General features: G+C 73.1%; 21 protein-coding genes. 12 read left to right on the top strand and 9 right to left on the bottom strand.

The features are described from left to right. Window positions 1-53: 53 nt before the first annotated feature. From AB0K12_RS46385 to AB0K12_RS46360, 6 genes are all read left to right on the top strand, one after another. A complete protein-coding gene (locus tag AB0K12_RS46385; protein WP_364575387.1) occupies window positions 54-815 on the top strand; it encodes an alpha/beta hydrolase in 762 nt (253 codons plus the stop codon). A 188-nt stretch (window positions 816-1,003) separates the two neighbouring features. After that, complete coding sequence (locus AB0K12_RS46380) at window positions 1,004-3,508, top strand: hypothetical protein (RefSeq protein WP_364575385.1); 2,505 nt, start codon at window positions 1,004-1,006, stop codon at window positions 3,506-3,508. Next, window positions 3,505-4,305: an SDR family oxidoreductase gene (locus AB0K12_RS46375; RefSeq protein WP_364575383.1), complete on the top strand. Its 801-nt coding sequence runs from the start codon at window positions 3,505-3,507 to the stop codon at window positions 4,303-4,305. The genes AB0K12_RS46380 and AB0K12_RS46375 overlap by 4 nt, the downstream gene beginning before the upstream one ends. 191 nt (window positions 4,306-4,496) lie before the next feature. Next, window positions 4,497-5,891, top strand: coding sequence for a family 2B encapsulin nanocompartment shell protein (locus AB0K12_RS46370; protein WP_364575381.1), 1,395 nt, complete (start codon window positions 4,497-4,499; stop codon window positions 5,889-5,891). Window positions 5,892-5,918: 27 nt separating this feature from the next. Then, entirely contained in the window at window positions 5,919-7,091 is a 1,173-nt protein-coding gene (locus AB0K12_RS46365; RefSeq protein WP_364575379.1) for a family 2 encapsulin nanocompartment cargo protein terpene cyclase, read from the top strand. Between the two features lie 36 nt (window positions 7,092-7,127). Further along, entirely contained in the window at window positions 7,128-7,982 is an 855-nt protein-coding gene (locus tag AB0K12_RS46360) for a geranyl diphosphate 2-C-methyltransferase (protein ID WP_364575377.1), read from the top strand. Here AB0K12_RS46360 and AB0K12_RS46355 read toward each other — a convergent pair whose 3' ends face one another. The 3 genes from AB0K12_RS46355 to AB0K12_RS46345 all read right to left on the bottom strand — a co-directional run bounded on the left by AB0K12_RS46355 (window position 7,983) and on the right by AB0K12_RS46345 (window position 11,169). Continuing rightward, the gene (locus AB0K12_RS46355) at window positions 7,983-9,272 is read right to left on the bottom strand and encodes a hypothetical protein (protein ID WP_364575375.1); all 1,290 of its coding nucleotides are present in this window, start codon (window positions 9,270-9,272) and stop codon (window positions 7,983-7,985) included. A 49-nt stretch (window positions 9,273-9,321) separates the two neighbouring features. After that, the gene (locus tag AB0K12_RS46350) at window positions 9,322-10,215 is read right to left on the bottom strand and encodes an MBL fold metallo-hydrolase (RefSeq protein ID WP_364575373.1); all 894 of its coding nucleotides are present in this window, start codon (window positions 10,213-10,215) and stop codon (window positions 9,322-9,324) included. 117 nt (window positions 10,216-10,332) lie between these two features. Then, window positions 10,333-11,169 carry an alpha/beta hydrolase gene (locus AB0K12_RS46345; RefSeq protein WP_364575371.1) on the bottom strand — a complete coding sequence of 279 codons (837 nt, stop codon included), beginning with the start codon at window positions 11,167-11,169 and terminating at the stop codon, window positions 10,333-10,335. A 114-nt stretch (window positions 11,170-11,283) separates the two neighbouring features. Between AB0K12_RS46345 and AB0K12_RS46340 the strand changes: the two genes are divergently transcribed. Together AB0K12_RS46340 and AB0K12_RS46335 are read left to right on the top strand one after the other, a co-directional pair. Continuing rightward, window positions 11,284-12,243, top strand: a complete 960-nt coding sequence (locus tag AB0K12_RS46340) for a class I SAM-dependent methyltransferase (RefSeq protein WP_364575369.1) — start codon at window positions 11,284-11,286, stop codon at window positions 12,241-12,243. Between the two features lie 102 nt (window positions 12,244-12,345). Then, the gene (locus tag AB0K12_RS46335) at window positions 12,346-12,990 is read left to right on the top strand and encodes a DNA starvation/stationary phase protection protein (protein WP_364575367.1); all 645 of its coding nucleotides are present in this window, start codon (window positions 12,346-12,348) and stop codon (window positions 12,988-12,990) included. A gap of 71 nt (window positions 12,991-13,061) precedes the next feature. Here the strand turns inward: AB0K12_RS46335 and AB0K12_RS46330 are convergent, their stop codons facing one another. Further along, entirely contained in the window at window positions 13,062-13,958 is an 897-nt protein-coding gene (locus AB0K12_RS46330) for an ABC transporter permease (protein WP_364575365.1), read from the bottom strand. Window positions 13,959-14,201: 243 nt separating this feature from the next. Continuing rightward, window positions 14,202-15,056: a hypothetical protein gene (locus AB0K12_RS46325; RefSeq protein ID WP_364575363.1), complete on the bottom strand. Its 855-nt coding sequence runs from the start codon at window positions 15,054-15,056 to the stop codon at window positions 14,202-14,204. Window positions 15,057-15,206: 150 nt separating this feature from the next. Here AB0K12_RS46325 and AB0K12_RS46320 point away from each other — a divergent pair, with 150 nt between their 5' ends. Further along, window positions 15,207-15,956 carry an HAD-IA family hydrolase gene (locus AB0K12_RS46320; RefSeq protein ID WP_364575361.1) on the top strand — a complete coding sequence of 250 codons (750 nt, stop codon included), beginning with the start codon at window positions 15,207-15,209 and terminating at the stop codon, window positions 15,954-15,956. Beyond that, entirely contained in the window at window positions 15,953-18,859 is a 2,907-nt protein-coding gene (locus tag AB0K12_RS46315; RefSeq protein ID WP_364575359.1) for a pyridoxamine 5'-phosphate oxidase family protein, read from the top strand. Before AB0K12_RS46320 ends, AB0K12_RS46315 begins: the two co-directional genes overlap by 4 nt. A gap of 6 nt (window positions 18,860-18,865) precedes the next feature. Here the strand turns inward: AB0K12_RS46315 and AB0K12_RS46310 are convergent, their stop codons facing one another. From AB0K12_RS46310 to AB0K12_RS46300, 3 genes are all read right to left on the bottom strand, one after another. Beyond that, complete coding sequence (locus AB0K12_RS46310) at window positions 18,866-19,990, bottom strand: esterase-like activity of phytase family protein (RefSeq protein WP_364575357.1); 1,125 nt, start codon at window positions 19,988-19,990, stop codon at window positions 18,866-18,868. A gap of 133 nt (window positions 19,991-20,123) precedes the next feature. Further along, complete coding sequence (locus tag AB0K12_RS46305; protein WP_364575355.1) at window positions 20,124-20,942, bottom strand: putative protein N(5)-glutamine methyltransferase; 819 nt, start codon at window positions 20,940-20,942, stop codon at window positions 20,124-20,126. A 197-nt stretch (window positions 20,943-21,139) separates the two neighbouring features. Further along, the gene (locus tag AB0K12_RS46300) at window positions 21,140-21,889 is read right to left on the bottom strand and encodes a class I SAM-dependent methyltransferase (RefSeq protein WP_364575353.1); all 750 of its coding nucleotides are present in this window, start codon (window positions 21,887-21,889) and stop codon (window positions 21,140-21,142) included. A gap of 77 nt (window positions 21,890-21,966) precedes the next feature. On the opposite strand from AB0K12_RS46300, the gene AB0K12_RS46295 reads away from it, so the two are divergent. Together AB0K12_RS46295 and AB0K12_RS46290 are read left to right on the top strand one after the other, a co-directional pair. Then, on the top strand, window positions 21,967-22,680 hold the full coding sequence (locus AB0K12_RS46295) for a histidine phosphatase family protein (RefSeq protein ID WP_364575351.1): 714 nt from the start codon (window positions 21,967-21,969) through the stop codon (window positions 22,678-22,680). A 10-nt stretch (window positions 22,681-22,690) separates the two neighbouring features. Next, window positions 22,691-23,146 carry an NUDIX domain-containing protein gene (locus AB0K12_RS46290; protein WP_364575349.1) on the top strand — a complete coding sequence of 152 codons (456 nt, stop codon included), beginning with the start codon at window positions 22,691-22,693 and terminating at the stop codon, window positions 23,144-23,146. 77 nt (window positions 23,147-23,223) lie between these two features. Here the strand turns inward: AB0K12_RS46290 and hutC are convergent, their stop codons facing one another. Continuing rightward, entirely contained in the window at window positions 23,224-24,003 is a 780-nt protein-coding gene (hutC, locus tag AB0K12_RS46285) for a histidine utilization repressor (protein ID WP_364575347.1), read from the bottom strand. Window positions 24,004-24,142: the final 139 nt, after the last annotated feature.

The following is a 24,142-nucleotide window of genomic DNA, read 5'->3' as shown; positions in this document are numbered from 1 at the left end:
CGCTAGCATCCGTGCCCTGACGAGGACGAGAGGCGACGACGAGAGGCGAGCACGTGAGCGAGCACCCCCTGTGGCCGGCGGACGGCGCGGCCACCATCACCGCCTTCCCCGTACGCGCGGCGCGGCCCGCGCCGGCGGTCGTGGTGTTCCCCGGCGGGGGCTACCACCATCTGGCCGACCACGAGGGCGCCCCGGTGGCGCGGTGGCTGAACGGGCTCGGCGTGGCCGCGTACGTGCTGCGCTACCGCCTCGCGCCGCACCGCCACCCGCTGCCGCTGCTCGACGCCGCGAGAGCGGTGCGCTGGGTCCGCCACCACGCCTCCGCTCAAGGTGTGGACCCGGCCAGGGTGGGGGTGCTCGGGTTCTCGGCGGGCGGCCACCTGGCGGGCCTGCTGGCCACCGAGCCCGGCCCGGCGCTGCCCGAGGGCCCGCCCGACGCGATCGACCGCGCCGACCCGCGGCCCGGCCTGGCCGTCCTGGGCTATCCCGTGACGGTGCTCGACGGGCACCGCGGCTCCGCCGGCAACCTGCTCGGCCCCGCTGCGCCCGCGTCGCTGCGCGCCGAGCTGTCGCTGCCCGGACGCGTGTCCGCCGCCACGCCGCCGATGTTCCTGTGGCACACGGCCGACGACGAGTCCGTCCCGGTTGCCGGCACCCTTGAGCTGGCCGGAGCGCTGGCCAGGCACGGGGTCACGCAGGAGCTCCACGTCTACCCGAACGGCCGGCACGGCCTCGGCCTGGCGGCGGGCGAGAACCCGACGGCCGCCGACTGGACCGCCCGCTGCGCGGTCTTCCTGCGCGACCAGGGCTGGTGACCCGAGCCGGGCGGCCCCGGCCATGGACGCGGCGGTCCTGCACGGCCGGGAGCGGTGCGCCCCGGCCTGGCCACGCGGGTCGCGTCCGCGCAGGACAGGGGCCCATGTGGGCGACGCGCCGGGATTACTCATGCGCGGCGCCGCCCGCGGGATTCATCATGGAGTCCCCCGCTGACGGAGGTGGCGCCATGACGACCGCGAGCACGGGGCACGATGAGCCTGCGCGCAGGGTGGCGGCCGGGCTGGGACGGCGGCCGGACGGTTTGTCCGGGGTGGTGGAGATCCGGTTGCACGGGGTGGGCGGCACGTCGCCCCAGTCGCTGCTCGACGACCTCGCCCCCATGCAGGTCTCCGGCGACCGCATCGCCGGCTTCTACCGGACGGCCGACCGCGAAGGGCGGCACGTGGAGGCGTACTCGTGGGGCGGCCTGACCTCGGGCAGCGCCTGGCGGGTGCTGTGGCTGTTGCTGCTGCCGTTCGCGATGGCGAACATGGCGGCCCGCATGTTCCCGCCGTGGCTGCCGGGCAGGCCGCGCCGGTTCGCGGTGTTCCTGTGGGCGGCCAGGGTGGCGTCCTTCGGCCTGACGCTCAACCTGGTGCTGCTGGCCGCCGCCATCCCGGTCGACTACGTGGCGTACCAGTGCGGAGGCGTGCCGGCGTGCGCGCGCTGGCCGGCCTGGCTGCTGCCGCCTGAGCGGCCCGGCGTACGGATCCTGGTGGGCGCGCTGGTGCCGCTGCTGGTCATCGCCGTCCTGTACCTGCTGGCCCACACCTCCCAGAACCGCTACGACCAGACGAAACCGCCCGCCTATGACACCGGCGTGCCACCCAGGGAGACGGGGCTAGGCGAGGGCGAGTTCCCAGGTCTGTCGGACCCCGCGTTCTGGGACGACGTCGAGCACACCAGGACGCTCACCCGCCTGCACGTGGCCGGTGCTGTGGCGCTCGTCGCCGCGCTGGTCACGTGGACGTCGCACGCGGTCAGGCCGCTCCCTGGGCCGTGGGAGGCGATCGGCGTGGCCGTCCCGCTGGCCGTGATCGGCCTGTGCGCGCTCGCCCTCGTCGGCAGGCGGAAAGCCGGCTCGTGGGCGCTGCTGGCGGTGGCGGGGGCGGCGATGGCGCTCTCGGCGGTGCTGGCCGCCGGGCAGCCGCCGGGCGACCCGTTCGGCGCGGGCCCGCACGAGCTGCCCGGCCTGCAGGTGTTCATGAACGGCGTGTACGCGGGCGTGCTCGGCGCGCTCTTCCTCGTCCCCGTCACCCTGGCCGCCGCCGCGTGGACCAGGGCCGACTGGCCCGGTGTTGCCGCGCGGGCCGTGCTCGTGCCGGTCGGGTTCGCCGCCGGGGTGGCGCTGCTGTCGGTGTGGGAGACCGACTACGGGTGGATCTGGACAGGGCTTGGGCTGGGCGTCGCGGTCGGGGCGTCCGCCGTCCTGACGAGCGGTGACGGCCGGCTGGGCGGCAGGTTCCGCTGGGGTGCGCCGTTCGTGGTGCTGGGGCTCGCGGTGGCCGCGCTCAACACGTTCATGCTGGCCACGCTGCTGCTGGTGGCCGAGTGGCTGGGCACGCTGCGGCCCTGCCACGACCCGCGCCGCGGCGGCTGCCTGGACGTCCCTGAGCCGGGGACGGCGGAGACGCCGATCGCGGTGTTCCCGATCATCAGGAACGTCATCCCGTACCTCATCGTGGTCCCCGTGCTCCTGCTGCTCTGCTTCCTGCTCTACCAGGGGGTGCGCTGGTGGGGCAGCGGCGTGAGGGGCGCTGCCGGGATGGCCCGCCACTACCGCGGGCGTTTCGCCGTCCCCGACGGCCCGCTGAAGCGGTGGTGGGCGTCCACGGTGGACGAGCGCCCGGTCCCCGAGTGGCACCGGCGGCTGGTCGAGAGCTGGCCGGCCCGCGTGGCCAGAGCCCGCCGGCTGGCCAGGGTGCCGCGCGACCTCGACCTGCTGCTGACGGCGCTGATGGCGGTCGGCGGCATGGTGCTGGCCTGGGTGCAGTGGCGGGTGTGGTGGCACGACGACCTGCCGACCAACGCCAACTGGCTCACCTCGCTGTGCGCGGGCATCGCGATGCTGCTGCCGTTCGTGCTGGTCGGGCTGCTGCGGCTGGGCTGGAAGGACGAGCGCAACCGCCGCCTCATCGGCGTGCTGTGGGACGTCGCCACGTTCTGGCCGCGGCACTGCCATCCGCTCGCCCCGCCGTCGTACGCCGAGCGCGCCGTCCCCGAGCTGCAGCGGCGGCTGTGGTGGCTGCACGACAACGGCGGCGTCCCGCTGCTGGCCGCCCACAGCCAGGGCTCGGTCATCGCCGCCGCCGCGCTCGCCCAGCCCTGCTCCAGGCCGCGCGACGACCGGGTGACGCTGGTGACGTTCGGCTCGCCGCTGCGCACCCTCTACGCCTGGGGCTTCCCCGCCTACTTCAACGACGAGCTGTTCCGCCGGCTCGCCCACGGGCCCGGCATCCAGGTGGCCCGCTGGCGCAACTTCTGGTGCGACACCGACTACATCGGCGGCCCCGTACGCGAGGACGTGGACGAGCAGCTGCCCGACCCGCCGGACTGCCGCTTCCTGTACGGCCAGCCGCCGCCCGCCATCGGCGCCCACACCGGCTTCTGGGAGGACCCGCGGCTGCACCGCCGCATCGCCGAGCTGGGCGCCGGTTTCCCCTCCCCGCCAGGGGCAGGAAACAGCTCATGAACGACACCTACGACAAAGTCGCGATCGTGACGGGGGCCGACTCCGGCATCGGCAAGGCCACCGCGGTGGCGCTGGCGGAGCAGGGCTTCGAGGTGGGCGTCACCTACCACCGGGACAAGGACGGCGCGGAGGAGACGGCCCGCCTCGTGCGCGCGACCGGCCGCGCCCCCGCCGTCCGTCAGCACGACCTGACTGATCCCGAACGCGCGGCGGCGGTGGTGGACGAGCTGGCCGACGAGCTGGGCGGGCTCGGCGTGCTGGTGAACAACGCGGGCACCGGCAGCCACGAGCCGCTGCTGGAGATGGGCTACGACCGCTGGCGGTCGGTGCTGGCGGTGGACCTGGACGGGCCGTTCCTGTGCGCGCAGCGGGCGGCCCGCCGCATGGTCGCCTCGGGGCGGGGCGGGCGGGTGGTGAACATCACCAGCGTGCACGAGGAGTACCCGAAGATGGGCTCGGGGCCGTACTGCGCGGCCAAGGGCGGGCTGCGCATGCTGAGCCGGGTGCTCGCGCTGGAGCTGGCCGAGCACGGCATCACGGTCAACGCCGTCGCGCCGGGCGAGATCGCGACGCCGATGACCGGGCAGGAGGACATGCCGCCGCAGACCGGCAGCAGGCCCGGCAACCCGATCCCGCGGCCGGGCGACGCCCGCGAGGTGGCGGCCGTGGTGGCGTTCCTGGCGGGGCCCGCGGCGTCGTACGTGACGGGGGCGACGGTGTTCGTGGACGGCGGGATGACGATGATGGGCCCTCAGGGCGCGTCGGCGCTGGGATCGAGTGATTGGCGATACCTTTAGCCCTCCGCCGCGAGGCGGGATTTCACACCAGGTCAGGCGGTTCCCATCACGGGCTCCTCCAAGGGTGGCGGGCCCGTGACATCGACCTTCCGCGATCGCCAGCATTCCTGTCCGCGCAGAGACTCCTACGCTCCGTATCAATATCACTACTTTTAGTGGCGACTGCCCTGCCGACCCCGCCCGGAGGAAAGATGCCCACGGAGCCGACGGAGACGCGGCTGAGCCTCGACACGAGGGCCGCGCGCAACCTGGCCACCACCACCAAGACCGTCCCCCAGATGCAGGCGATCAGCTCCCGCTGGCTGCTGCGCATGTTGCCCTGGGTGGACGTGCGCGGCGGTACGTACCGGGTGAACCGCCGGCTGACCCATCGCATCGGGCGCGGGCGGGTGGCGGTGTCCAACAACGGGGCCGACGACGTCCGCGTCGTGCCGGAGACGCTGACGGAGATCCCGGCCCTGCGCGGCTTCGGCGACCCCGCCGTGCTGGCGGAGATCGCCTCCACGTTCACCGCCCGCGAGGTGCAGCCGGGCGAGATCGTCGCCGAGGCGGGCCGTCCGGTGAACCAGACCTGCGTGATCGCCCACGGCCGGCTCGAGCGCCTGGGCACCGGCCCGTACGGCGACCGCCAGTTCCTCGGCATCATCGCGGCCGGCGACCAGTTCGGCGACGAGGCGCTGACCGAGGACGACCCGCGCTGGCCGTGCACCTACCGCGCGGCGACGGCCTGCACGGTGCTGGTGGCGCCGCGCTGGGAGCTGCGCCGCGTCGCCGACCGCTCCCCCGAGCTGCGCGACCATCTGGCCCGCTACCTGGAGGTGCTGAGCCGGCCCGCCAACCGCCGCGGCGAGGCGGCGGTGCAGGTCGCGGCCGGGCACAGCGGCGAGCCGGCCATCGGCGGCACGTTCGTCGACTACGACCTGCACCCCCGCGAATACGAGCTGAGCGTCGCCCAGACCATCCTGCGCGTGCACACCCGGGTGGCCGACCTCTACAACCAGCCGATGAACCAGATCGAGCAGCAGCTCCGCCTGACCATCCACGAGCTGCGCGAGCGCGAGGAGTGGGAGCTGCTCAACAACCGCGAGTTCGGGCTGCTCCACAACACCGACTACGACCAGCGCATCTACACCTGGTCGGGCCCGCCCACCCCCGACGACCTCGACGAGCTGATCAGCATGCGCCGCAAGACGAAGCTGCTGCTCGCCCATCCGAAGGCGATCGCGGCGTTCTTCCGCGAGTGCAACAAGCGGGGGCTGGTGGTCGGCAGCACCGACGTGGGCGGCCACGAGGTGCCGGCCTGGCGGGGCATCCCCATCTTCCCCTGCGGCAAGATCCCGATCTCCGGCGCGCGGACGACGTCGATCCTGGCGCTGCGGACGGGCGAGGAGGACCAGGGCGTGGTGGGCCTCTACCAGACGGGCATCCCCGAGGAGTACGAGCCGGGGCTGAACGTGCGCTTCATGGGGATCAACGAGCGGGCCGTGATGTCGTACCTGGTCAGTGCCTACTTCTCGGTGGCGATCCTGGTGCCGGACGCGATCGGGATCTTGGAGGACGTCGACATCGCCGCCCCGCGCTCGTGACCGGCCAACCCCAGGAAGAGGCGTGACATGCCGGACATCTCCCCCCATGACGCTCCGGTGGCGCGGCTCCTGGCCGGGCCCGCCGGGCTGGGCTCGTCCTCGCTGAGCCTTCGGGCCGCGCTGCTGCCGCACCGGCGCGCGTACGAGGAGGGGGACGGGCACGAGCCCCCCGGTTCGCCGGTGGGGCCCGTGCCCGGGTCCGACCTGACACCCCTCCCCTACCGCGAGCGCGAGTGGGGCGACGGCACGTACCCGCCGCTGCTCTGCCCCGAGACCGTCCGCGTGGACGACGCGCTCGCCGCGGAGGTGGACCGGCGGCTGACGGCCTGGGCCGGGCGCATCGGCCTGCACGAGGGGCGGATGGAGGAGTTCGCCGCCACCGGGTTCGGCCGGCTGGCCACGCTCGCCCACCCCGACACCGACGACCCCGACCGGCTCCTGATCGCCGCCCAGATGAACGCCGCCTGGTGGGCCGCCGACGACTACTACGCCGACGAGACCGACCTCGGCGCCACCCCGACCGAGCTGCCACCGCGGCTGGCGCTGGTGACCTCCGCCATGGACCCGCCGCCCGACGCCGGCCGCTACACCGAGCAGCTCGAGGCGGCCATCGCCGCCGACCCCGTGCTGGTGGCGCTGCGCTCGGCGCTCAGCCACGTCGCCCGCCACGCCACCGACGCGCAGATCCTGCGGGTCCGCAACATCACGAGCCAGATGTACGTCAGCTGGGCCGCCTACGCCGCCTGGCGCTACCTGGAGACGCCGCCGCCCGTCTGGCGCTACCTGGCCGCCCGCCAGCACGACAGCTTCTACACCTCGATGACGCTCATCGACGTCGTGGGCGGCTACCGGCTGCCCGCCGAGCTGTTCGCCGAGCCGCGCTTCCACACCGCGCTCATGCAGGCGGGCACCGCGAGCGTGCTGGTCAACGACCTGCACTCGGCGGCCAAGGAGGCGGCCGACGAGCTGCCCGACTCCAACGTCATCCTGCTCATGGCCGCCGAGGACGGCTGCTCGGCCCGCGAGGCCACCGAGCGCGCCGTGCACCTGCACAACGACTTCGTCCGCGGCTTCGAGCAGAGCAGGCAGGCGCTGTCGGCCGTCCCCTCGCCCGAGCTCAAGCGGTTCCTGCGCGGCGCGCAGGCGTGGATGGCCGGGTGCCTCGAATGGCACGGCAGCAGCAGCCGCTACCAGTCCTGACCGTCACCCCGTCCCGTAACTGAGAAGGAGCCGTTGATGACCATGACGCCCCATGCCCCCGTGCTGAACAGCCTCTACCAGCAGTCGGTCGCCGACTACTGGAACACCGAGGAGAACCCAGTCAACCTGCGCCTCGGCGAGGTGGACGGCCTCTACCACCACCACTACGGGGTGGGCGAGGTGGACTGGTCGGTCCTGGAGGGCCCGGCCTCGACGCGGGAGAGCCGGGTGGTCAAGGAGCTGCACCGGCTGGAGACCGCGCAGGCCGAGATGCTCATGGCGCACCTCGGGCCGCCGCGCCCCGACTACCGCGTGTTCGACGCCGGGTGCGGCCGTGGCGGCTCCAGCCTGCTCGCCCACCTGCGCTTCGGCTGCGAGGCCGACGGCGTGTCCATCTCGGAGTCGCAGGTGGCCTTCGCCAACCGGCAGGCCGAGGAGCGCGGCGTCAGCGACAAGGTGCGCTTCCACTTCCGCAACATGCTCGACACCGGCTTCCCCACCGGCGCGTTCCACGCCTCGTGGAACAACGAGAGCACCATGTACGTCGAACTGTCCCTGCTGTTCGCCGAGCACGCCAGGCTGCTGGCCCGGGGCGGCCGATACGTCTGCATCACCGGCTGCTACAACGACGCCTACGGCCTGCCGTCCCGGGCCATCAGCCAGATCAACGCCCACTACATCTGCGACATCCACTCCCGCAGCACGTACTTCAAGGAGATGGCGGCCAACCGGCTCGTCCCGGTCAGCGTCATCGACCTCACCGCGGCCACCATCCCCTACTGGGAGCTGCGGGCCAGGACGCACCTGGCCACGGGGATCGAGGACGCGTTCCTGGAGGCGTACAAGAGCGGCAGCTTCCAATACCTGCTGATCGCCGCCGACCGCGTCTGATCACACGCCTGCTGCGCGCCGGTCGGCTCCGGCGCGCAGCACGTGCGTCCAGGACAGGAGCGGCGCCGCGACCGCGCAGGCGGCGGTGAACCACAGCGGCGACATCCCGATCGTCAGCCGGTCCGTGGCGGCTGCCAGGGCCACCACGGACACGCCGGCCAGCCCGGTGACGGCCAGCGCGGCCAGCGCGAGCCTCCTGCCCCGCCACAGCACGGCCGTCAGCACCACGACGGCCAGTCCCCCGAGCCCGACGGCGGCCTCGAACCCCCGCCACAGCAGGGACAGCGGCTCACCGATCATGCTCTGTACGGTGTGCGGAGGCAGGTACCGGGTGAGCCACAGCGGGTCTCCGCTGACCAGCGGCGGGCTCAGGACGCTCACGCACGCCGCGAGACCGGCGAACCTCACCAACGGCGCGGGGCCTTCAGGGGCCAAGGCGGGTGGCCCGGCCGGTGACGGGGCCGGCGGGAGGGCCAGATCGTGGGCGGAGCGAGCCAGCCAGATCACGGTCATGGCGTCCATGACGGCGTACGCCGCGAGGTCCACGCCGGCGATCCGGGCCGGCAGGAGCGCGACGAACATGATCAGGAGGAGGGGAAGGACCTGCGCGGCGACGCCGTACAGGACGGTCGCGCGCCGCCACCGGCCGTCCCGCCACTGAGCCGCCAGCACCAGCACATACCAGAGCGTCCCGACCAGGCCGCTCAGCCCCGCCGCCTGGGCCGCGCGCTCCCAGTCGTGCAGGCCGAACGCGTAGAACACCTCGCCCGCGACCGTCGTCACGTAGCCCAGCAGCCCCGCCGCCAGCGCGAACCCGGTCAAGCTCCACCGCTGCCGCAGCACGGGATGGAAGGCCACCACGACCGCGGCCAGCACCGTCGCATCGAGCACCACGGCCCACCACGGCCAGATCGGCGCGGCAGCGTAGACGACCCAGGTGCCGGCGACGACGTAGAGGGTCAGCCGCAATCGCCGCTCATCCCGCCCTGCGGGGTGACGGGCTGCTCCGGGCGGTGGGCGCAAGGGGCCGCGGAGGGACTGCCACAGCGTCCAGGACCAGACGGCGCCGACTGCGAGCAGCAGGCTGACGCTCGGCCGCGACATTCCGGCGATGACGTCCCGCAGGGTCGGCTCGCCGCCATCGCCGTCGTCGGTCTCCTTCAGGACGGTCAGCCGTTCGAGGGGGCCGATGTCGCCGCCGGTCAGCGCGATGCCGGCGGCGACGGCGACGGCGATGACGTAGGCGGCGGTGAGCAGGAGGGCGGGGACGGCTGATCGGTGGCGGCGCACAGGGGGTCACACTCTCCAGGAAAGCCAGGTGTACTGGCGTGAGGACGCCTCACCTTAGCGGGTCGGAGTCACCCGGTCGATCTTGCAGGCCGGGCCGCCAGGCGTACGCCCCGCCTCGCCGCTCGATGCGGCCCAGCCCGGGGAACGGCAGGTGGTAGGCGTGCACCGGCACCCCCTCGTCAGCGGCCCACGCGAGCAGCCTGCGGCGCGCGGCCACCGACCGCACCTGGTCGTGGTCCCATGGCGTGCGCCAGTCGGGATGGGCGAGCTGGAGCGGGTCGTAGAAGGTGTCGCCGAGGCAGAGCAGCCGCTCGCCGCGCGAGCGCAGCAAGATCGCGGTGTGGCCGGGGGTGTGGCCGGCGGCGTCCACGGTGTGCACGCCGGGCAGCAGCTCGGCGTCGTAGCTCGCCGGACGCAGCCGCTCGCCGAAGAGCCTGATCGCCTCCAGCGCGGGCCCGCGCTGCTCGTCGGGGATCCGCTGGGCGCGGTCGGACCAGTAGGCCACCTCGGCGGCGTGCGCGTACGCCACCGCGCCGGGGAAGGCCGGCTCGCCGTCGGTCCCGGCGCCTCTGACGTGGTCCTCGTGCAGGTGGGTGAAGACGACGACGGACACGTCGGACGGCGTCAGCCCGGCCTCGCCCAGGCCGGCGCCGAGCTTGCCGACGTAGGGCGTGAAGGCGGGCCCGTAGCCGAGGAAGCCGGGCCCGAGCCCGGTGTCCACGATCGCGATCCCGTCGGAGGTGCGCACGCACAGGCAGTTGTACGCGCACGTCAGCGTGGTGCGGCCACTGCCCTCTTCGGCCACCGCGTCCCGGAGCTCGGGCTCGGGCACGCCGGTCGCGGGCTGGTAGAAGGAGCCCAGCGGCGGCTCCAGCGGCGGCTCTGACTGACCGTCACTGACGACGGCGCACTCGAGATCACCGACCGTGAAACGATGAAACATGCGCGGCCCCCTGCCCTGCGGACGTCCCGGCCACCTTATCGACGGGGCGGCGCGAGCACGGCCCGAGGCGGGACGGCGCGGCGCGCGAGCACGGGCCGAGGCGGGATCGATGCCGCTCTACGGGTGGGCCGACAGGAACGTCTCGATCGTCCGCACGAAGCGGGGCGGGTCGTCGCGCCAGGGGAAGTGGGCGGCGGCGGGCTGGACGACCGTCTCGGCGGACGGCAGCAGCGCGGCCAGCTTCTCCGCGGCGGACGGCGGGGTGTTGAGGTCCGCCTCGCCGGCCAGCACCAGCGCGGGCACGTCGAGGGTGGCCAGCGCCTTTCTGGTGGCGTCGGGGTCGAAGGCGGAGCCGAAGACGGCGGCGGCATCGCTGTTGCGGGCGGGGGCCTGGGCGGCGTGGTAGCGGCGGGTCTCGTCGTCCCAGCGGCCGTAGAAGAAGGGGTCGAGGGCGTCCCAGTCGGCGCCGGTGCCCGCGACGACGGCTTCGAGCGCGGCGTACGCCCGCGGGTACCAGGGCTCGGCGGCGCGCAGCCGGGCGACGTCGAGGCGGTCCTGGCCGGTGACCTCGATGCCGGCGCCCATGGGGCTGGGGGTGACGAGGACGAGGGCGGCCACGCGGCCGGGGTGGCTGATCGCGTACTGGAGGGCGAGGTTCGTGCCGGCGGAGTGGCCGAGCAGGGTCATGCGGTCGAGCCCGAGGTGGGTGCGCAGGGCTTCGACGTCGTCCACCTGCCGGTCGCACCGGTACGTCTCGGGGTCCGCGGGCGTGGCGGAGCCGCCCGTGCCGCGCGGGTCGAGCTTGACCAGCCGCCGGTGCGCGTCGAGGCCGCCGAGGTCTCCGAGGTAGGCGGAGTCCTGCATCGGCCCGCCGGGCAGGCAGATGAGCGGGTGGCCTGAGCCGGACTCGTGATAGGCGAGGGTGGTGCCGTCGAAGGCGGTGAAGGCGGGCATGACGAAGAGCCTCCCAGCGCCGTGATGTGCAGGCAACGGGATATTTCCCGCCGTCTTCTTGCGTCATGCGCAAGACAGTAGGTCGCCAGACGCAAGGCCGCTTAGAGTCGAGCCATGGCACACCACCACACGCACGATTCCGGACATCAGGCCGCCCACGGCTCCGACGAGCACGACCGCCGGCACGGCGCCGATCACGCCTCAGGGCATGGGCATGGGCATGGGCATGGGCACCACGACCCGCGCGCGTCGGCGGCGATGGCCGAGCTGCTGGATCTCGACGCCGAGGTGCTGCGACCGCACCTGGCCGAGGTGACCGCGTGGATCGGCGAGCTGACCGCCGGCCGGCCGCCCCTCCGCCTGCTCGACCTGGGCAGCGGCACGGGCGCGGGCACATTCGCGCTGCTGGAGCGGTTCGCGGACGCGGAGGTGACGGCCGTGGACATGTCGGAGGACATGCTGCGCCACCTGGAGGCCAAGGCCCGCGAGCGCGGCGCGGAGAAGCGGATCCGTACGCTCCAGGCGGACCTCGACAGCGCGTGGCCCGAGGTCGGCACCGTCGATCTGGTGTGGGCGGCGGCGTCGCTGCACCACCTGGCCGACCCCGATCGCGTCCTCGGCGAGGTGCTCGCCGCGCTGCGTCCCGGCGGGCTGCTGGTGGCGGTCGAGATGGACTCCTTCCCCCGCTTCCTCCCCGAAGACCTCGGCTTCGGCCGCCCAGGGCTGGAGGGGCGCGGTCACGCCGTGCTGGACGAGCGCCGGGCCGCCGCGCTGCCCACGTTCGGCTCCGACTGGGGGCCGCGGCTGGCGGCGAACGGCTTCACGGTGGAGGCGCAGCGGGAGTTCGTCATCGACCTGCGGCCCCCGCTCCCGCCGGCCGCCACCCGCTACGCGGAGGTGGCGCTGCGCCGCATGCGCGGCAGCCTGGAGGGCACGCTGGCCGCCGACGACCTGGCGGTGCTCGACGACCTGCTGACCCCGGACGGCCCGCGCAGTCTGTCGCGCCGCGACGACCTGTCCGTACGCACCCGCCGCACGATCTGGCTCGCCCGCCGCCCCCACACCGGCTTTTGACCACTTTTTGCCAGCCGCTGATACGGGTTAGAGCTCCTTTTGCGGACACACGGGAAGGTTCGAGGACGGATCGGCTCAAAATCACCGCACCGGGAGATGATCGTGCCCGCCAAAGGCAGCAGCAAAGCGTCCAAGAAAACGAGCAGCCAGCCGTGGCTGCACGTGGACGGCACCGAGATCCAGGAATACGGCACAGTGCGGACGTGGCCGCTGGCCCTGTCCGATGAGGCCCGCAACTACTCCTGCGGCCGGCTGAACCAGATCCTGGCCGACACGCAGATCCTCTACGCCCTGTACAAGAAGCATCACTGGCTGATGCGCGGCCCGACGTTCTACCAGCTCCACCTGCTGCTCGACAAGCACGCCAAGGAGCAGCTCGAACTGGTGGACGAGATCGCGGAGCGGGTGCAGACGCTGGGCGGCATCGCGGTCGGCGATCCGCGGCACGTCGCCGAGATCACCGTGGTCCCGCGCCCGCCGAACGGCGCCGAGGAGGTGCCGGCCATGCTCTCGCGCCTGGTCGAGGCGCACGAGACCATCCTGCTCGCCTCGCGGGACGCGGCGTCACGGGCCGCCGAGCTGGGCGACGACGGCACCAACGACCTGCTGGTCTCCGAGGTGATCAGGACCGGTGAGATGCAGGTCTGGTTCCTGGTCGAGCACCTCGTGGACACGCCGCTGGTCGAGACGCCGAGCGACGGGGAGACCAGGACGCCGCGCAAGACGACGACCCGCTCCGGCAAGTGACGGTCCGCACGGGCGAGTAGAGGCGCCCGGCTCGCTCCCGCGGGCCGGGCGTCCGCCGCCGACGTGCCGTCCTAGCCACGCCCGTAGCGGTCCTCGGCCCGCCAGAAGTACCAGGATCCGAGGACGAGCGCGAGGACCGCCCACATCAGGCACGCCAGCCAGACCATCGGCGGCGGGCTGTGGCTGCCGATGAGGATGTCGCGCATCCACTCGATGTACGACGCCGCCGGGTTCAGGTACATCACGGTCGCCACCCATTCGGGCAGCCCGGCGCTGTTGACCACCTTGTCGTGGATGGCGAAGAACACGCCGGAGGCGTACAGCCAGGTCCGCATGATGAACGGCAGCAGCTGCCCGAGGTCGCGCAGCTGGGAGCCGAGCCTGGCGAGGATCAGCCCCGCCCCGATGTTGAACATCGTCTGCAGCACCAGCACGACCGGGATCATCAGCCAGAACCAGTTGGGCAGCTCGCCGGTGAGCACCACGATGAGCAGCAGCACGCCCATGGAGATGGCGAGCTGCTGCAGCTCCTGGATCGTGTACGCCAGCGGCAGCGAGGCGCGCGGGAAGTGCAGGGCGCGGATGAGGGACAGGTTGCCCGAGATGGACTTGGCGCCCGCGGTGGCCGTGCGCTGGGTGTAGGTGAAGACGAACATGCCGGTCAGCAGGAACGCGGGATAGTTCGGCACCCGGTCGCTGCCGCCCAGGATGAGACCGAACATCACGTAGTAGATGGCGGCGTTGAGCAGCGGGGTGATGACCTGCCACAGCTGCCCGAGCGCCGAGCCCGAGTATCTGGAGACGTTGCGCGAGGTGGCGTAGGTCAGCACGAAGTGCCGCCGCTCCCACAGCCGGCGCAGGTAGACGGGGAACCGGGGACGCGCGATGGCGGGGCGCAGGCCGTGGCGGCGGGCCAGCTCGGCCAGGGAGCCCGGCGCCGGTTCTGCGGTCTCTTCCACGTGACTCATGAGCACCTCGCGCTGGTGACCGGAGTGTCGTGCCACGATCATCCCTCGCGACCTGGCCGGCGGTCCCGTTATCCGCCGGTGCGTCGCGGGTGCTTTCACCTGAGAGTCGAGCCGGACAGGCAGGGCTGAAGGGTCTGGCCGGCGGCCTCGGTCAGGGCGGCGATCTCGTCGCGGGTGCGGTGGGCGTGCGCGGCGGCGTGCGTACGGGAACGCGTTACCGAACCGCGTTCACGTACTGTCGCATCACAGGGGCAGGGTCACGCCCGTCACGGCGAAGCGTTCGACCTCGGCGACGTGGCCGCCGGTCGAGGCGACGACGGTCAGCGTACGGCCGTCACGTGGGGTGAAGGAGAGCTTGCCGGACCACGGCGACTTCCGCCCGCCCGCGCTCACGCAGCAGCGCTCGCCGAGCGGCTGGTCAGAGCCGGGGTGCAGGACCTGGATCCTGATGCTCTCGTCCACGCCGGTGATGCGGCCGCCGACGGTCAGCGGCGAGGTGACGGAGGCGCCGTACGCCGGCTTGGTGAGGGAGAGCGTGGTGTCGTCGGTGCCGACGACCTCCCAGGGCGCGTGCTCGCCCGAGCCGTACCGCATGAGGTGCACCACCGCCGCCACCATCGGCTTCGGCCCCTCCTCCGCCCGCAGGCCGACGTGCACGCGGGCGTGCTCGCCGTCCACGACCGTCTTGACGGCCTGGTCGATCTCGGTGAAGCCGAGGTAGTCGCGGGAGAAGCCGATCGCGGTCGCGGCGGGGTCGAGATGCCACGGCTGGTGGCCGTTCTTCTGGTAGGCGCGCTGCCAGGCGGCCACCTCGTCCGGCCCGGAGAACGGCCACAGCGGCTGGTAGCGGCCGGCGATGAGCAGCCGCGCGGGCGCGGAGGCGCCGGACGTGCGCGGGGCGGGCGCGGGCGTGCCGGACGTCGGCACCTCGCCGGGGCCGGGCGTGACGGTGGAGTCGGGCTCAGGTGTGGTGGCGGCGGGGGTGAGGGTGGCGGTGAGGGTGGCGGTGGTGCCGCCGCCCGGGGCGCCCCCGCAGCCCGCCGCGCCCAGGGCGAGCGCGGCCAGCAGGGGCAGCACGCGTACGGTCGTCGCTCTCATGCGGTACCTCCTGCCGACGGGCCATCTGTTGAGGTAGACGTACCCAGGACGGCCATGGTTCGCGTGCCTCTTCGTGCGCCTGGCGAAGGTCCCGGCGGGCGAGGTCTTCGGTCCATGGCTGAGCCGGGCCTGCGCGGGTAGCGTCCGGGCATGACCACCTTCGATCTCACCGCCCTGCGGGCCGTCGTCTTCGACACCGACGGCGTGGTCACCGACACGGCCCGGGTGCACGCGGCGGCGTGGAAGCACGTGTTCGACGGCTTCCTGCGCGGCCGTTCCGCACCGTTCGACGTACGCGCCGACTACCTGACCTACGTGGACGGGCGGCCACGGCTCGACGGCGTGCGCACGTTCCTGGCCTCGCGCGGCGTCTCGCTGCCCGAGGGCGAGCCGGACGACGAGGCGGGCGCGCCGACCGTCCACGGGCTGGGCCGGGCCAAGGACGAGCTGTTCGTCCAGGAGATCGCGCAGCACGGCGTGGCCGCGTTCCCCTCGACGGTCGAGCTGCTGCACGAGCTGCGCAGGCGGGGCTGCCGCACCGCGGTGGTCTCGGCCAGCAGGCACTGCCGCTCGATGGTGGCGTCGGCGGGCGTGCTGCACCTGTTCGACGTGCTGGTGGACGGCACGGACGCGGCCAGGCTCGGCCTGCCGGGCAAGCCGGACCCGGCGCTGTTCCTGGAGGCCGCGCGGCGGCTCGATCTGCCCGCCGGGCAGGTGGGCGTGGTGGAGGACGCGGTGCCCGGCGTCGAGGCGGCCCGCAGGGGCGGTTTCGGGCGGATCGTCGCGGTGGACAGGAGCGGCACGCGGGCCGCCGCGATGCTGGCCGCGGGCGCCGACGCGGTGGTGTCCGACCTGGCGGAGGCCGACGTCACGGGACGGGTGCCGGTGGGGCGGCGATGAGCGCGTGGACGCTCACGTACGAGGGGTTCGATCCCGAGGGTGAGGGGCTGCGCGAGGCGCTGTGCACGCTGGGCAACGGCCGGTTCGCGACGCGGGGGGCGACGCCGGACGGGGAGCCGCGGACGCCGGGCACGTATCTGGCGGGGTGTTACGACCGGCTCGACTCGGTCGTGGCCGGGCACACCGTCACCAACGAGGACATCGTCACCCTGCCCGACTGGCTGCCGCTCTGGTTCGCCACGCCCGGCACGGACTGGTTCCGTCCGCAGGCGGCCGACCTGCTGCTCTACCGGCACGAGCTGGACCTGCGGCACGGCGTGCTGGTGCGGCTGCTGCGCTGGCGCGACGAGGAGGGCCGCGTCACCCGGGTACGCCAGCGCCGCGTGGTGTCGATGGCGGATCCGTACCTCGCGGCGCAGGAGTGCACGTTCACCGCCGAGAACTGGTCGGGCCCGCTGCGGGTCCGGGCCGCCCTGGAGGGGCGGGTCGCCAACGAGGGCGTGGCCCGCTACCGCGACCTGCGCGGCGACCACCTGACCTGCCACGAGACCGGCTCCGAGGACGATCTGGCGTGGCTGATGGCCGTCACCCGCTCCTCCCACGTCGTCGTGGCGCTGGCCGCCAGGATCGACGCGGAGACCGGCACGAGAGCACGTCCGGTGCTGGCGGGTGACCACATCACCTCCGACCACGTGCTCGACCTGGCGGAGGGACGCCCGTCCCGGCTCGTCAAGACCGTGGCGCTGACGTCGTCGCGCGACCCCGCCAGTCACGACCCGCGCTCGTCGGCGCTGCGGCACGTACGCGGGGCGCCGCCCTTCCCCGAGCTGCTGGCCCGGCACATGGCGGCATGGGAGCGGCTGTGGGGCAGGGCCAGGATGGACGTGGACGGCTCTGAGCTGTCGCAGCTCGTCCACGTGAACATCTTCCACCTGCTGCAGACGCTCTCCCCGCACACCGCCGGCCTCGACGCGGGGGTGCCCGCGCGGGGGCTGCACGGCGAGGCGTACCGGGGGCACGTGTTCTGGGACGAGCTGTTCGTCCTGCCGTGGCTCGCGCTGCGTTTCCCCGAGACCTCCGAAGGGCTGCTGCGGTATCGGTGGCGGCGGTTGCCCGAGGCCATGGACGCGGCCCGGCGGGCCGGGCACGACGGCGCCATGTTCCCCTGGCAGAGCGGCAGCGACGGCCGCGAGGAGACCCAGGTCCTGCACCTCAACCCCAAGTCGGGCCGCTGGCTGCCGGACGACTCCCGGCTGCAGCGGCACGTCGGCCTGGCGATCGCGTACGACGTGTGGCGGCACTTCCTCGCCACCGGCTCGATGCCGGCGTGGTGCGCCGAGATGCTGCTGGAGATCGCCCGCTTCTTCGCCTCGCTCGCCGTCGAGATCGACGGCCGGTACGAGATCCGCGGCGTCATGGGCCCCGACGAGTACCACGAGACCTACCCAGGCGCGGCCTCCCCCGGCCTGGACAACAACGCCTACACCAACGTGATGACCGCCTGGCTGATGCGCCGCGCCCGCGAGGCCGCCGCGCTCTGCCCCGACGTCACGCCGCGCCCCGGCGAGCTCGACCACTGGGACGACGTGGGCCGCCGCCTGCGGATCGACTTCCACGACGGCGTCATCAGCCAGTTCACCGGGTACGCCGAGCTGGAGGAGCTCGACTGGGACCGCTACCGCGGCGTGCGCCGGCTGGACCGGGCGCTGGAGGCCGACGGCGACGACGTCAACCGCTACAAGGCGTCCAAGCAGGCCGACACGCTGATGCTCTGCTACCTGCTGACCGGCGACGAGCTGACCGGACTGCTCGAACACCTGGGCTACGAGGTGGACGACGGCCTCATCCCCCGCACGATCGCGTACTACCTGCGGCGCACCAGCCACGGCTCCACGCTCAGCGCCGTCGTGCACGCCTGGGCGCTGGCCAGGCTCGATCGGGAACGGTCGTGGGAGTTCTTCATCGAGGCGCTGCAGAGCGACCTGAAGGACGTCCAGGGCGGGACCACCGCGGAAGGCATCCACCTGGGCGCCATGGGCGGCACGCTCGACCTGCTGCAACGCTGCTACCTCGGGGTGGAGCCGCGGCGCGACGGCCTGTGGCTCGACCCGCTGCTGCCCGACCGGCTCGGCGAGGCGTCGATGCCGATCTGCTACCGGGGGCGGCGGCTGTTCATCGACGCCGATGACCACGAGGCACGCGTCAACGGGGTCGCGTGCCGCACCTTCAAGCTAGGAGAGGCCATCATGTCCGGCACCGGGGACCTCGGACGACGCATCATCCACCACCGCGAGCGCCGCGGCCTGACCCGCGAGCAGGTCGCCGGGCACGCGGGCATGTCGGCGGGCTACCTCAAATACCTGGAGGAGCACGCCGACACTCCCGACGGCGGCACGCTCTACCGGCTCGCCGACGCGCTGGGGACCACGGTGGACGAGCTGCTCGGCGGCGGGCACGACCGGCCGCCCGGCCGTGGCCCCGCCGCCGCGCACCCGAGTATGGAGACGCTGGACGAGGCCGAGTCACTGCGGCTGATCGCGCCGGGCGGCATCGGGCGGGTCGCGTTCAGCGGCTCGCACGGGCCGACCGTGCTGCCGGTCAACTACAAGCTGCACGACGGGAACATCATCTTCCGTACGGCGGCGGGCGGGCCGATGGACAAGGACCTGCGTACCGGGCTGGAAGGCGTGGACATCGTCATCGCCTTCCAGATCGACCACTTCGACGAGACCACCAGGGAGGGGTGGAGCGTGCTGGTGCAGGGGCCCGCGCACCACATGCCGCCCGAGGACACGCCCGAGCTCGCCCGTTCCGGGGTCACGCCGTGGGCGGGCGGCGACCGGCCGCTCTACATCCGGATCACGCCGCAGCGCGTCACCGGCCGCCGCATCCACGGCATCTGACGGGGGCTATCGGCAGCCCGTGGCGGCGAAGGCCATGAAGCGGGTCGTCTCGCGTTCGTCGAAGTTGTCGTCCGAGCCGATCACCAGCGTGCACTCGCCGCCGGCCAGGCGCGGACCCCACGACAGGCTCTCCAGGTTCTGCACCGGAGGACGGAACGTGCCGAGGTCGTAGACCAGGCGCTTGCCGACCGGGCGGTAGCCGCCGCGGGCCAGCGAGTCGCGGCCGAGCACGTCGGAGGCGCCGCGCAGGTCGATCTCGTACAGCTTGACGCGGTAGTTCACGCCCTGGATCCAGGAACGTTCCAGCGCCAGGTAACGGTGGTCGTCGATGGCCAGGATCTCCGACACGCCGGTGTCGGCGTCGCCGGTGGGCGGGTTCGGCGGCTCGGGCAGGCGGTCGAGGCGGTAGGCGTACTGGCCGCGCGGCCTGCCCTGGCGGTCCCAGACGGTGATCCTGGCCACCGAGCCGCGCTCGGCCGTGGGCAGGGGGCCGTCCTCGTAGCGCGGGCCCTCGGTGACGGCGGTGACGGAACGGGCGGTGACCGCCAATCCCTCGAATCCGAAATTACGCCTTGGTCCGCGTTCCGTAGTCGTCAGCCGCAAATTACGCGGGAGTGCGAATTCGCCTACTTGGCGGCCGTTCAGGTCTGTTCTGCGAATGGCCGGTTGCGACAGGGGAATGTCGGGATTTCTGGCGTCGGGCCGGTCACCCTCGTCGCCCCACACCAGCCGGCCCGTCCACCGGTCGAACCTGATCGTCTCCGGGTCCGCCGCACCCGGCCTGCCGTACCCGGGGTAGGGGGTGCCGTCCGGGCGGGTCAGCGTGCGGACGCCGGTCAGGCGGACGCCGGTGAAGTCGCCGGTCCTGGGGTTGATGTCGAGGTGGCCGGTGTAGAAGCGGGCCGGGTTGTAGCGGTCGCGGTCGTCGGAGATGAGGTACCAGGTGCCGGTGCGCGGGTCGCGGTCGACGCCGGACAGGCCGCCCACGGTGGTGCCCTGGAACGTCATCTGGTACGGGATGCGCTGCTCGCCGAGGAAGCGCGTGATGCGTACCGGCGCCCGCCGCTCCGCCGCCTGCGCCGCCTCCGCCGCCGGCGCGGTGGCCAGCACCGTGGCGAATGCCATGGCCATTCCGGTTATTCTCCGAGCACGACCCATTTGAGCCTCCGTCCTGGAAATCGACGGAGGCCATGAAAGCGCGAATCACCAGCGAAGTCCACGAACCACCCAACGGCATGCCGCCCTCCAAAAGCCGCAATCCTTCTTAGGGCCGGCCCAGGAGGAGGGTGCCTATGACGGTTGTCGCGTCGTACTCCTGTGAGGTGGTGATGCGGGGAAGGAGGCCGGCCGAGCTCACCGCTTCGGCGGTGGTCGCCGCCTGGTTCTGGCTGGTCTCCACCAGGAGGCGGCCGCCGGGGGCCAGCCAGAAGGGGGCGGCGGCGATCACGCGGCGGACGACGTCCAAGCCGTCCTCGCCGCCGTCCAGGGCGAAGCGGGGCTCGTGGAGGCGGGCTTCCGGGGGCAGGAGGGCGACCGACTCCGAGGGGACGTAGGGCGGGCTGGTGATGAGGATGTCCACCCGGCCTTGGAGCGACGGCGGCAGGGGGTCGTAAAGGTCGCCCTGGTAGACGTGCGCGCCGGGCAGGTTGCGGCGGGCGCAGCGCACGGCGGCCGGGTCGAGGTCGGCCGCGTGCAGCTCCACCCGCCCGGCCAGCCCCGCCGCGACGGCGGCGCCCATGGCGCCGGTGCCGCAGCACATGTCGAGGACCACCGGACGGCCCGGCACCTCGCGGGCGAGGGCGACGGCGCGGTCGATGAGGAACTCCGTACGCGGCCTGGGCACGAACACGCCGGGCTCGACGTGGACGCGCAGCCCGCAGAACGACGCCCACCCGAGGACGTGCTCCAGGGGCTCGCCGGCGACCCGGCGTTCGAGCATGGCGGCGAGGGCGTCGGCGGTGGCGTCGGCGGTGGCGGCGGTGGAGACGAGCAACTCGGCTTCGTCCTCGGCGAAGACGCAGCCGGCGGCACGCAGCCTGGCGACGATCTCAGCGAGAGGAAGCGACGAGGAGGAGACAGACATGGGAACCTTTCGGGATGCCGTCGGGCGCTCCCGCGGTCACCTAGTCCTGGTGGGCCGCACGGTTACGGGAAGGGAGCACCCGGCCTGACACAGCGGCGATGGGTCTCACCTCCCTGGGACGAGCACGGACGATCACTTCTGCGGACGTCACGGTATCAGAGCGCCTCCCGCTGCGGGTGAGAGGGTGGAAGCGGTGGTCAGATGCGGCGGGCGAGGGCCAGATCGGTGGTGAGGGTCAGGTCGAGGCCGTCGCCCACCAGCTCGCCGACCTCGCCCAGCACCCGCTCCCGCACGTCGGGCGGGAGGATCCGGTACGCGGACAGCGTGCCGGTGAGGGTGACGAAGCGATCGGCGTCGTAGCGCTCGGTCCTGGCGTAGCGGCGCCGGTCGAGGTCGGTGAAGCGGGGGTCGCCCTCCAGCAGGTGGCCGGACTCCTCGGCGCGGTCGCCCTCGTTCTGGTGCAGGCTCTGGCTGGCCAGGCCGTACCGCTCGGCCAGCCGGCCGAGTGCGGCGCGCACCCCGTCGTCGGCGGGGATGTAGTGGCTCCAGAACAGCGCCAGCGCCCCCGAGGGGGCGAGCGCGGCATGGGCCAGGTCCCAGCGCCGGTCGGGGTCCACCCAGTGCCAGGCCTGCGCGGAGTAGAGCAGCGCGAAGCGGCGGTCGGGGACGTAGTCCTCGAAGATCCCGCTCACCACCCGCACGCCGGGGCACTTGGCCGTGAGCGCCGCCGCCATCCTGGGGTCGGGCTCGACGCAGGTCAGGTCGCTCACGCGGACGGCGAAGCCGGCGGTGGCCTTGCCCGTGCCGGCGCCGACCTCCAGCACCGGACCGCCGGGCGCGTACGCGAGCACCTCGGTGACGAGCTGCTCGGGGTAGCCGGGCCGCGCGGCCTCGTACTGCTCGACCGCCTCGCCGAACACCACGCTCCGCCGCCGGTCCACTCCCATGGCGCTTCCCCTTCGTCCGTACCCGGGTGCCGATTCCATCACGCCCGGCGCGGGCGGGCGGAAGGGAGTAGGGTCCGGTGACTGTGAGGGATGAGCGCGACGAGCCGGTCGAATACCGGCAGAGCCGGTTCCGTACGCCGCCGGGCGCGACCGAGGTGCTGCTGGTGCGGCACGGCGAGTCCGAGCCGGCCCGCCCCGACCGGCCGTTCCCGCTGGCCGGCGGGCAGGGTGACCCGGCGCTCGCGCCCGAGGGCCGCGAGCAGGCCGAGCGGGTGGCGCTGCGGCTGGCCGCCGAGCGGATCGACGCGATCTACGTCAGCACGTTGCGCCGCACCTCCGAGACGGCGGCGCCGCTGGCCGCCCGGCTGGACGTGACGCCGGTGGCGGAGGCCGAGCTGCGCGAGGTGCACCTCGGCGAGTGGGAGGGCGGGCTGTTCCGCCGCATGGTGGCGGAGGGCCATCCGGTCGCCCGCCGCATGGCGCAGGAGGAGCGCTGGGACGTCATCCCCGGCGCGGAGCCGGCCGCGGCGTTCTCCGAGCGGGTCAGGAAGGTGCTGGAGAAGCTCGCGGCCGCCCATCCCGACCAGCGGATCGTGGTGGTGACCCACGCCGGCGTGATCGCGGAGGCGCTGGCGGCAGCCACCGGGTCGCGGCCGTTCGCGTTCCTGGGGGTCGACAACGCCTCGGTGTCGCACCTGGTGCTGACCGAGGCGCGGTGGATCCTGCGCAGGTTCAACGACACCGCGCACCTCGCCCCCTTCTTCACCACCACCGCCGCGCTGCCCACCTGACCGGGGCCGCGTGGTGAAGAGGCTGATCGCCCGGCTGTGGCGGAGCCTGCGCGGGTCGGTGAAGTGGCGGCTGCTCTACCTGACGCAGGACAAGTTCATGGTCGGGGTGACCGGGGTGGTGCGCGACCGCGACGGGCGGGTGCTGCTGCTGCGGCACCGGTTCTGGTCCGAGGAGCGCCCGTGGGGGCTGCCCACGGGCGGTGCGAAGCGCGGCGAGACGTTCGAGCAGACGGTCGTGCGCGAGGTGCGCGAGGAGACCGGGCTGGAGGTGCGAGTGGGCGAGCTGGTGCTGCTCAAGAGCGGGTTCCGGCTCAGGGTGGAGGTCGCGTACGCGGCCGAGTACGCCGGGGGCGGCACCCTGCGGCTGAACGCGATGGAGATCCTGGAGGCCCGCTGGTGCGCCCCCGACGACCTGCCCGACGGCTTGATCCCGTCGCACCGGGCCTTGATCGAGGCGGCCCGCTGACCGTGCCCGCTTGATCGTGCCCACTTGATCGTGCCCACTTGATCGTGCCCGGTTGATCGAGCCCAGGCTGGTCGTGCTCAGCGGGCGTCGAGCGCCCAGTCGGCGCCGAAGGAGCCTTCGAGCCGGTGGCGCGAGCCGGGGTGGAGCAGCCGGGCCACGCTGACCAGCACGTCGCGCGACCAGGTGCGGCGGCGGACGAGCAGGCACGGCTCGTGGCGGCCGATGCGCAGCAGCCTGCGCTGGGCGGCGTCGCCGAGCACCGCCTCCACGATGTGCTCGCCGCGGGTGAGCGGGGCGACCTCGTTGAGGTAGGCGTGGGGGGTCTGCCGGGTGAAGTCGCGGTCGAGGTAGTGGGGCGCGGCGGCCGGGTTGACCAGGCGGTCTTCGAGCTGGATCGGGGTGTCGTCCTCGAAGTGCACGATGAGCGAGCGGTAGACGACCGGCCCCGCGGCGGCGCGCAGCTCGGGGTCGGCGGCGTCGGACGGCTCCTCGCGGACGAGGACGACCTCGGTGTGGTGGCGGTGGCCGTGCCGGCGGATGTCGTCGGCGATGTTCCTGACCTGGAGCAGCGCGGAGGCGGCCTTGGGCGCGGCGACGAACGTGCCGACGCCGGCCCGCCGCTCGATGAGCCCCTCGTGGGTGAGCTCGCGCAGCGCCCTGTTGATGGTCATGCGGGACAGGCCGAGCGCGCTGACGAGCTGGTGCTCCGACGGCAGCTGCTGGCCGTGTGCCCACCGGCCGGAGCGCACGCCGGCGCTGATGACCTTCTTGACCCGCTCGTACGCGGGTGCCGAGGCGGGCCCGAGCTGCTGGAACTGGGCGGCGAGCTCGGACTCGACCACCGTGATGGGCACCATGGCTCGGCGGATCCTCCGGTCGGGGGACGGCGGGCGGAGCGATCTCCGGACTCGATGGCCCGAAGTTTATCTTCCTCCCAAGGGTGGCGGCCTGTATATACAGGACTGTACATTTCCCCTCGAACCCCCGTTTCCCCCA

The sequence above is a fragment of the Nonomuraea sp. NPDC049419 genome, assembly GCF_040676995.1.
GTDB classification, from domain to species: Bacteria; Actinomycetota; Actinomycetes; order Streptosporangiales; family Streptosporangiaceae; genus Nonomuraea; species Nonomuraea salmonea.
Note: the sequence above shows the minus strand (reverse complement) of the source record. Positions and strands in the feature narration are given on the sequence as shown.

Coding starts and splice junctions, on each gene's coding strand:
- AB0K12_RS46380 (WP_364575385.1), top strand. CDS start 1,004: ATGACGACCGCGAGCACGGGGCACGATGAGCCTGCGCGCAGGGTGGCG.
- AB0K12_RS46375 (WP_364575383.1), top strand. CDS start 3,505: ATGAACGACACCTACGACAAAGTCGCGATCGTGACGGGGGCCGACTCC.
- AB0K12_RS46370 (WP_364575381.1), top strand. CDS start 4,497: ATGCCCACGGAGCCGACGGAGACGCGGCTGAGCCTCGACACGAGGGCC.
- AB0K12_RS46365 (WP_364575379.1), top strand. CDS start 5,919: ATGCCGGACATCTCCCCCCATGACGCTCCGGTGGCGCGGCTCCTGGCC.
- AB0K12_RS46360 (WP_364575377.1), top strand. CDS start 7,128: ATGACCATGACGCCCCATGCCCCCGTGCTGAACAGCCTCTACCAGCAG.
- AB0K12_RS46350 (WP_364575373.1), bottom strand. CDS start 10,215: ATGTTTCATCGTTTCACGGTCGGTGATCTCGAGTGCGCCGTCGTCAGT.
- AB0K12_RS46345 (WP_364575371.1), bottom strand. CDS start 11,169: ATGCCCGCCTTCACCGCCTTCGACGGCACCACCCTCGCCTATCACGAG.
- AB0K12_RS46340 (WP_364575369.1), top strand. CDS start 11,284: ATGGCACACCACCACACGCACGATTCCGGACATCAGGCCGCCCACGGC.
- AB0K12_RS46330 (WP_364575365.1), bottom strand. CDS start 13,958: ATGAGTCACGTGGAAGAGACCGCAGAACCGGCGCCGGGCTCCCTGGCC.
- AB0K12_RS46325 (WP_364575363.1), bottom strand. CDS start 15,056: ATGAGAGCGACGACCGTACGCGTGCTGCCCCTGCTGGCCGCGCTCGCC.
- AB0K12_RS46320 (WP_364575361.1), top strand. CDS start 15,207: ATGACCACCTTCGATCTCACCGCCCTGCGGGCCGTCGTCTTCGACACC.
- AB0K12_RS46315 (WP_364575359.1), top strand. CDS start 15,953: ATGAGCGCGTGGACGCTCACGTACGAGGGGTTCGATCCCGAGGGTGAG.
- AB0K12_RS46310 (WP_364575357.1), bottom strand. CDS start 19,990: ATGGCCATGGCATTCGCCACGGTGCTGGCCACCGCGCCGGCGGCGGAG.
- AB0K12_RS46305 (WP_364575355.1), bottom strand. CDS start 20,942: ATGTCTGTCTCCTCCTCGTCGCTTCCTCTCGCTGAGATCGTCGCCAGG.
- AB0K12_RS46300 (WP_364575353.1), bottom strand. CDS start 21,889: ATGGGAGTGGACCGGCGGCGGAGCGTGGTGTTCGGCGAGGCGGTCGAG.
- hutC (WP_364575347.1), bottom strand. CDS start 24,003: ATGGTGCCCATCACGGTGGTCGAGTCCGAGCTCGCCGCCCAGTTCCAG.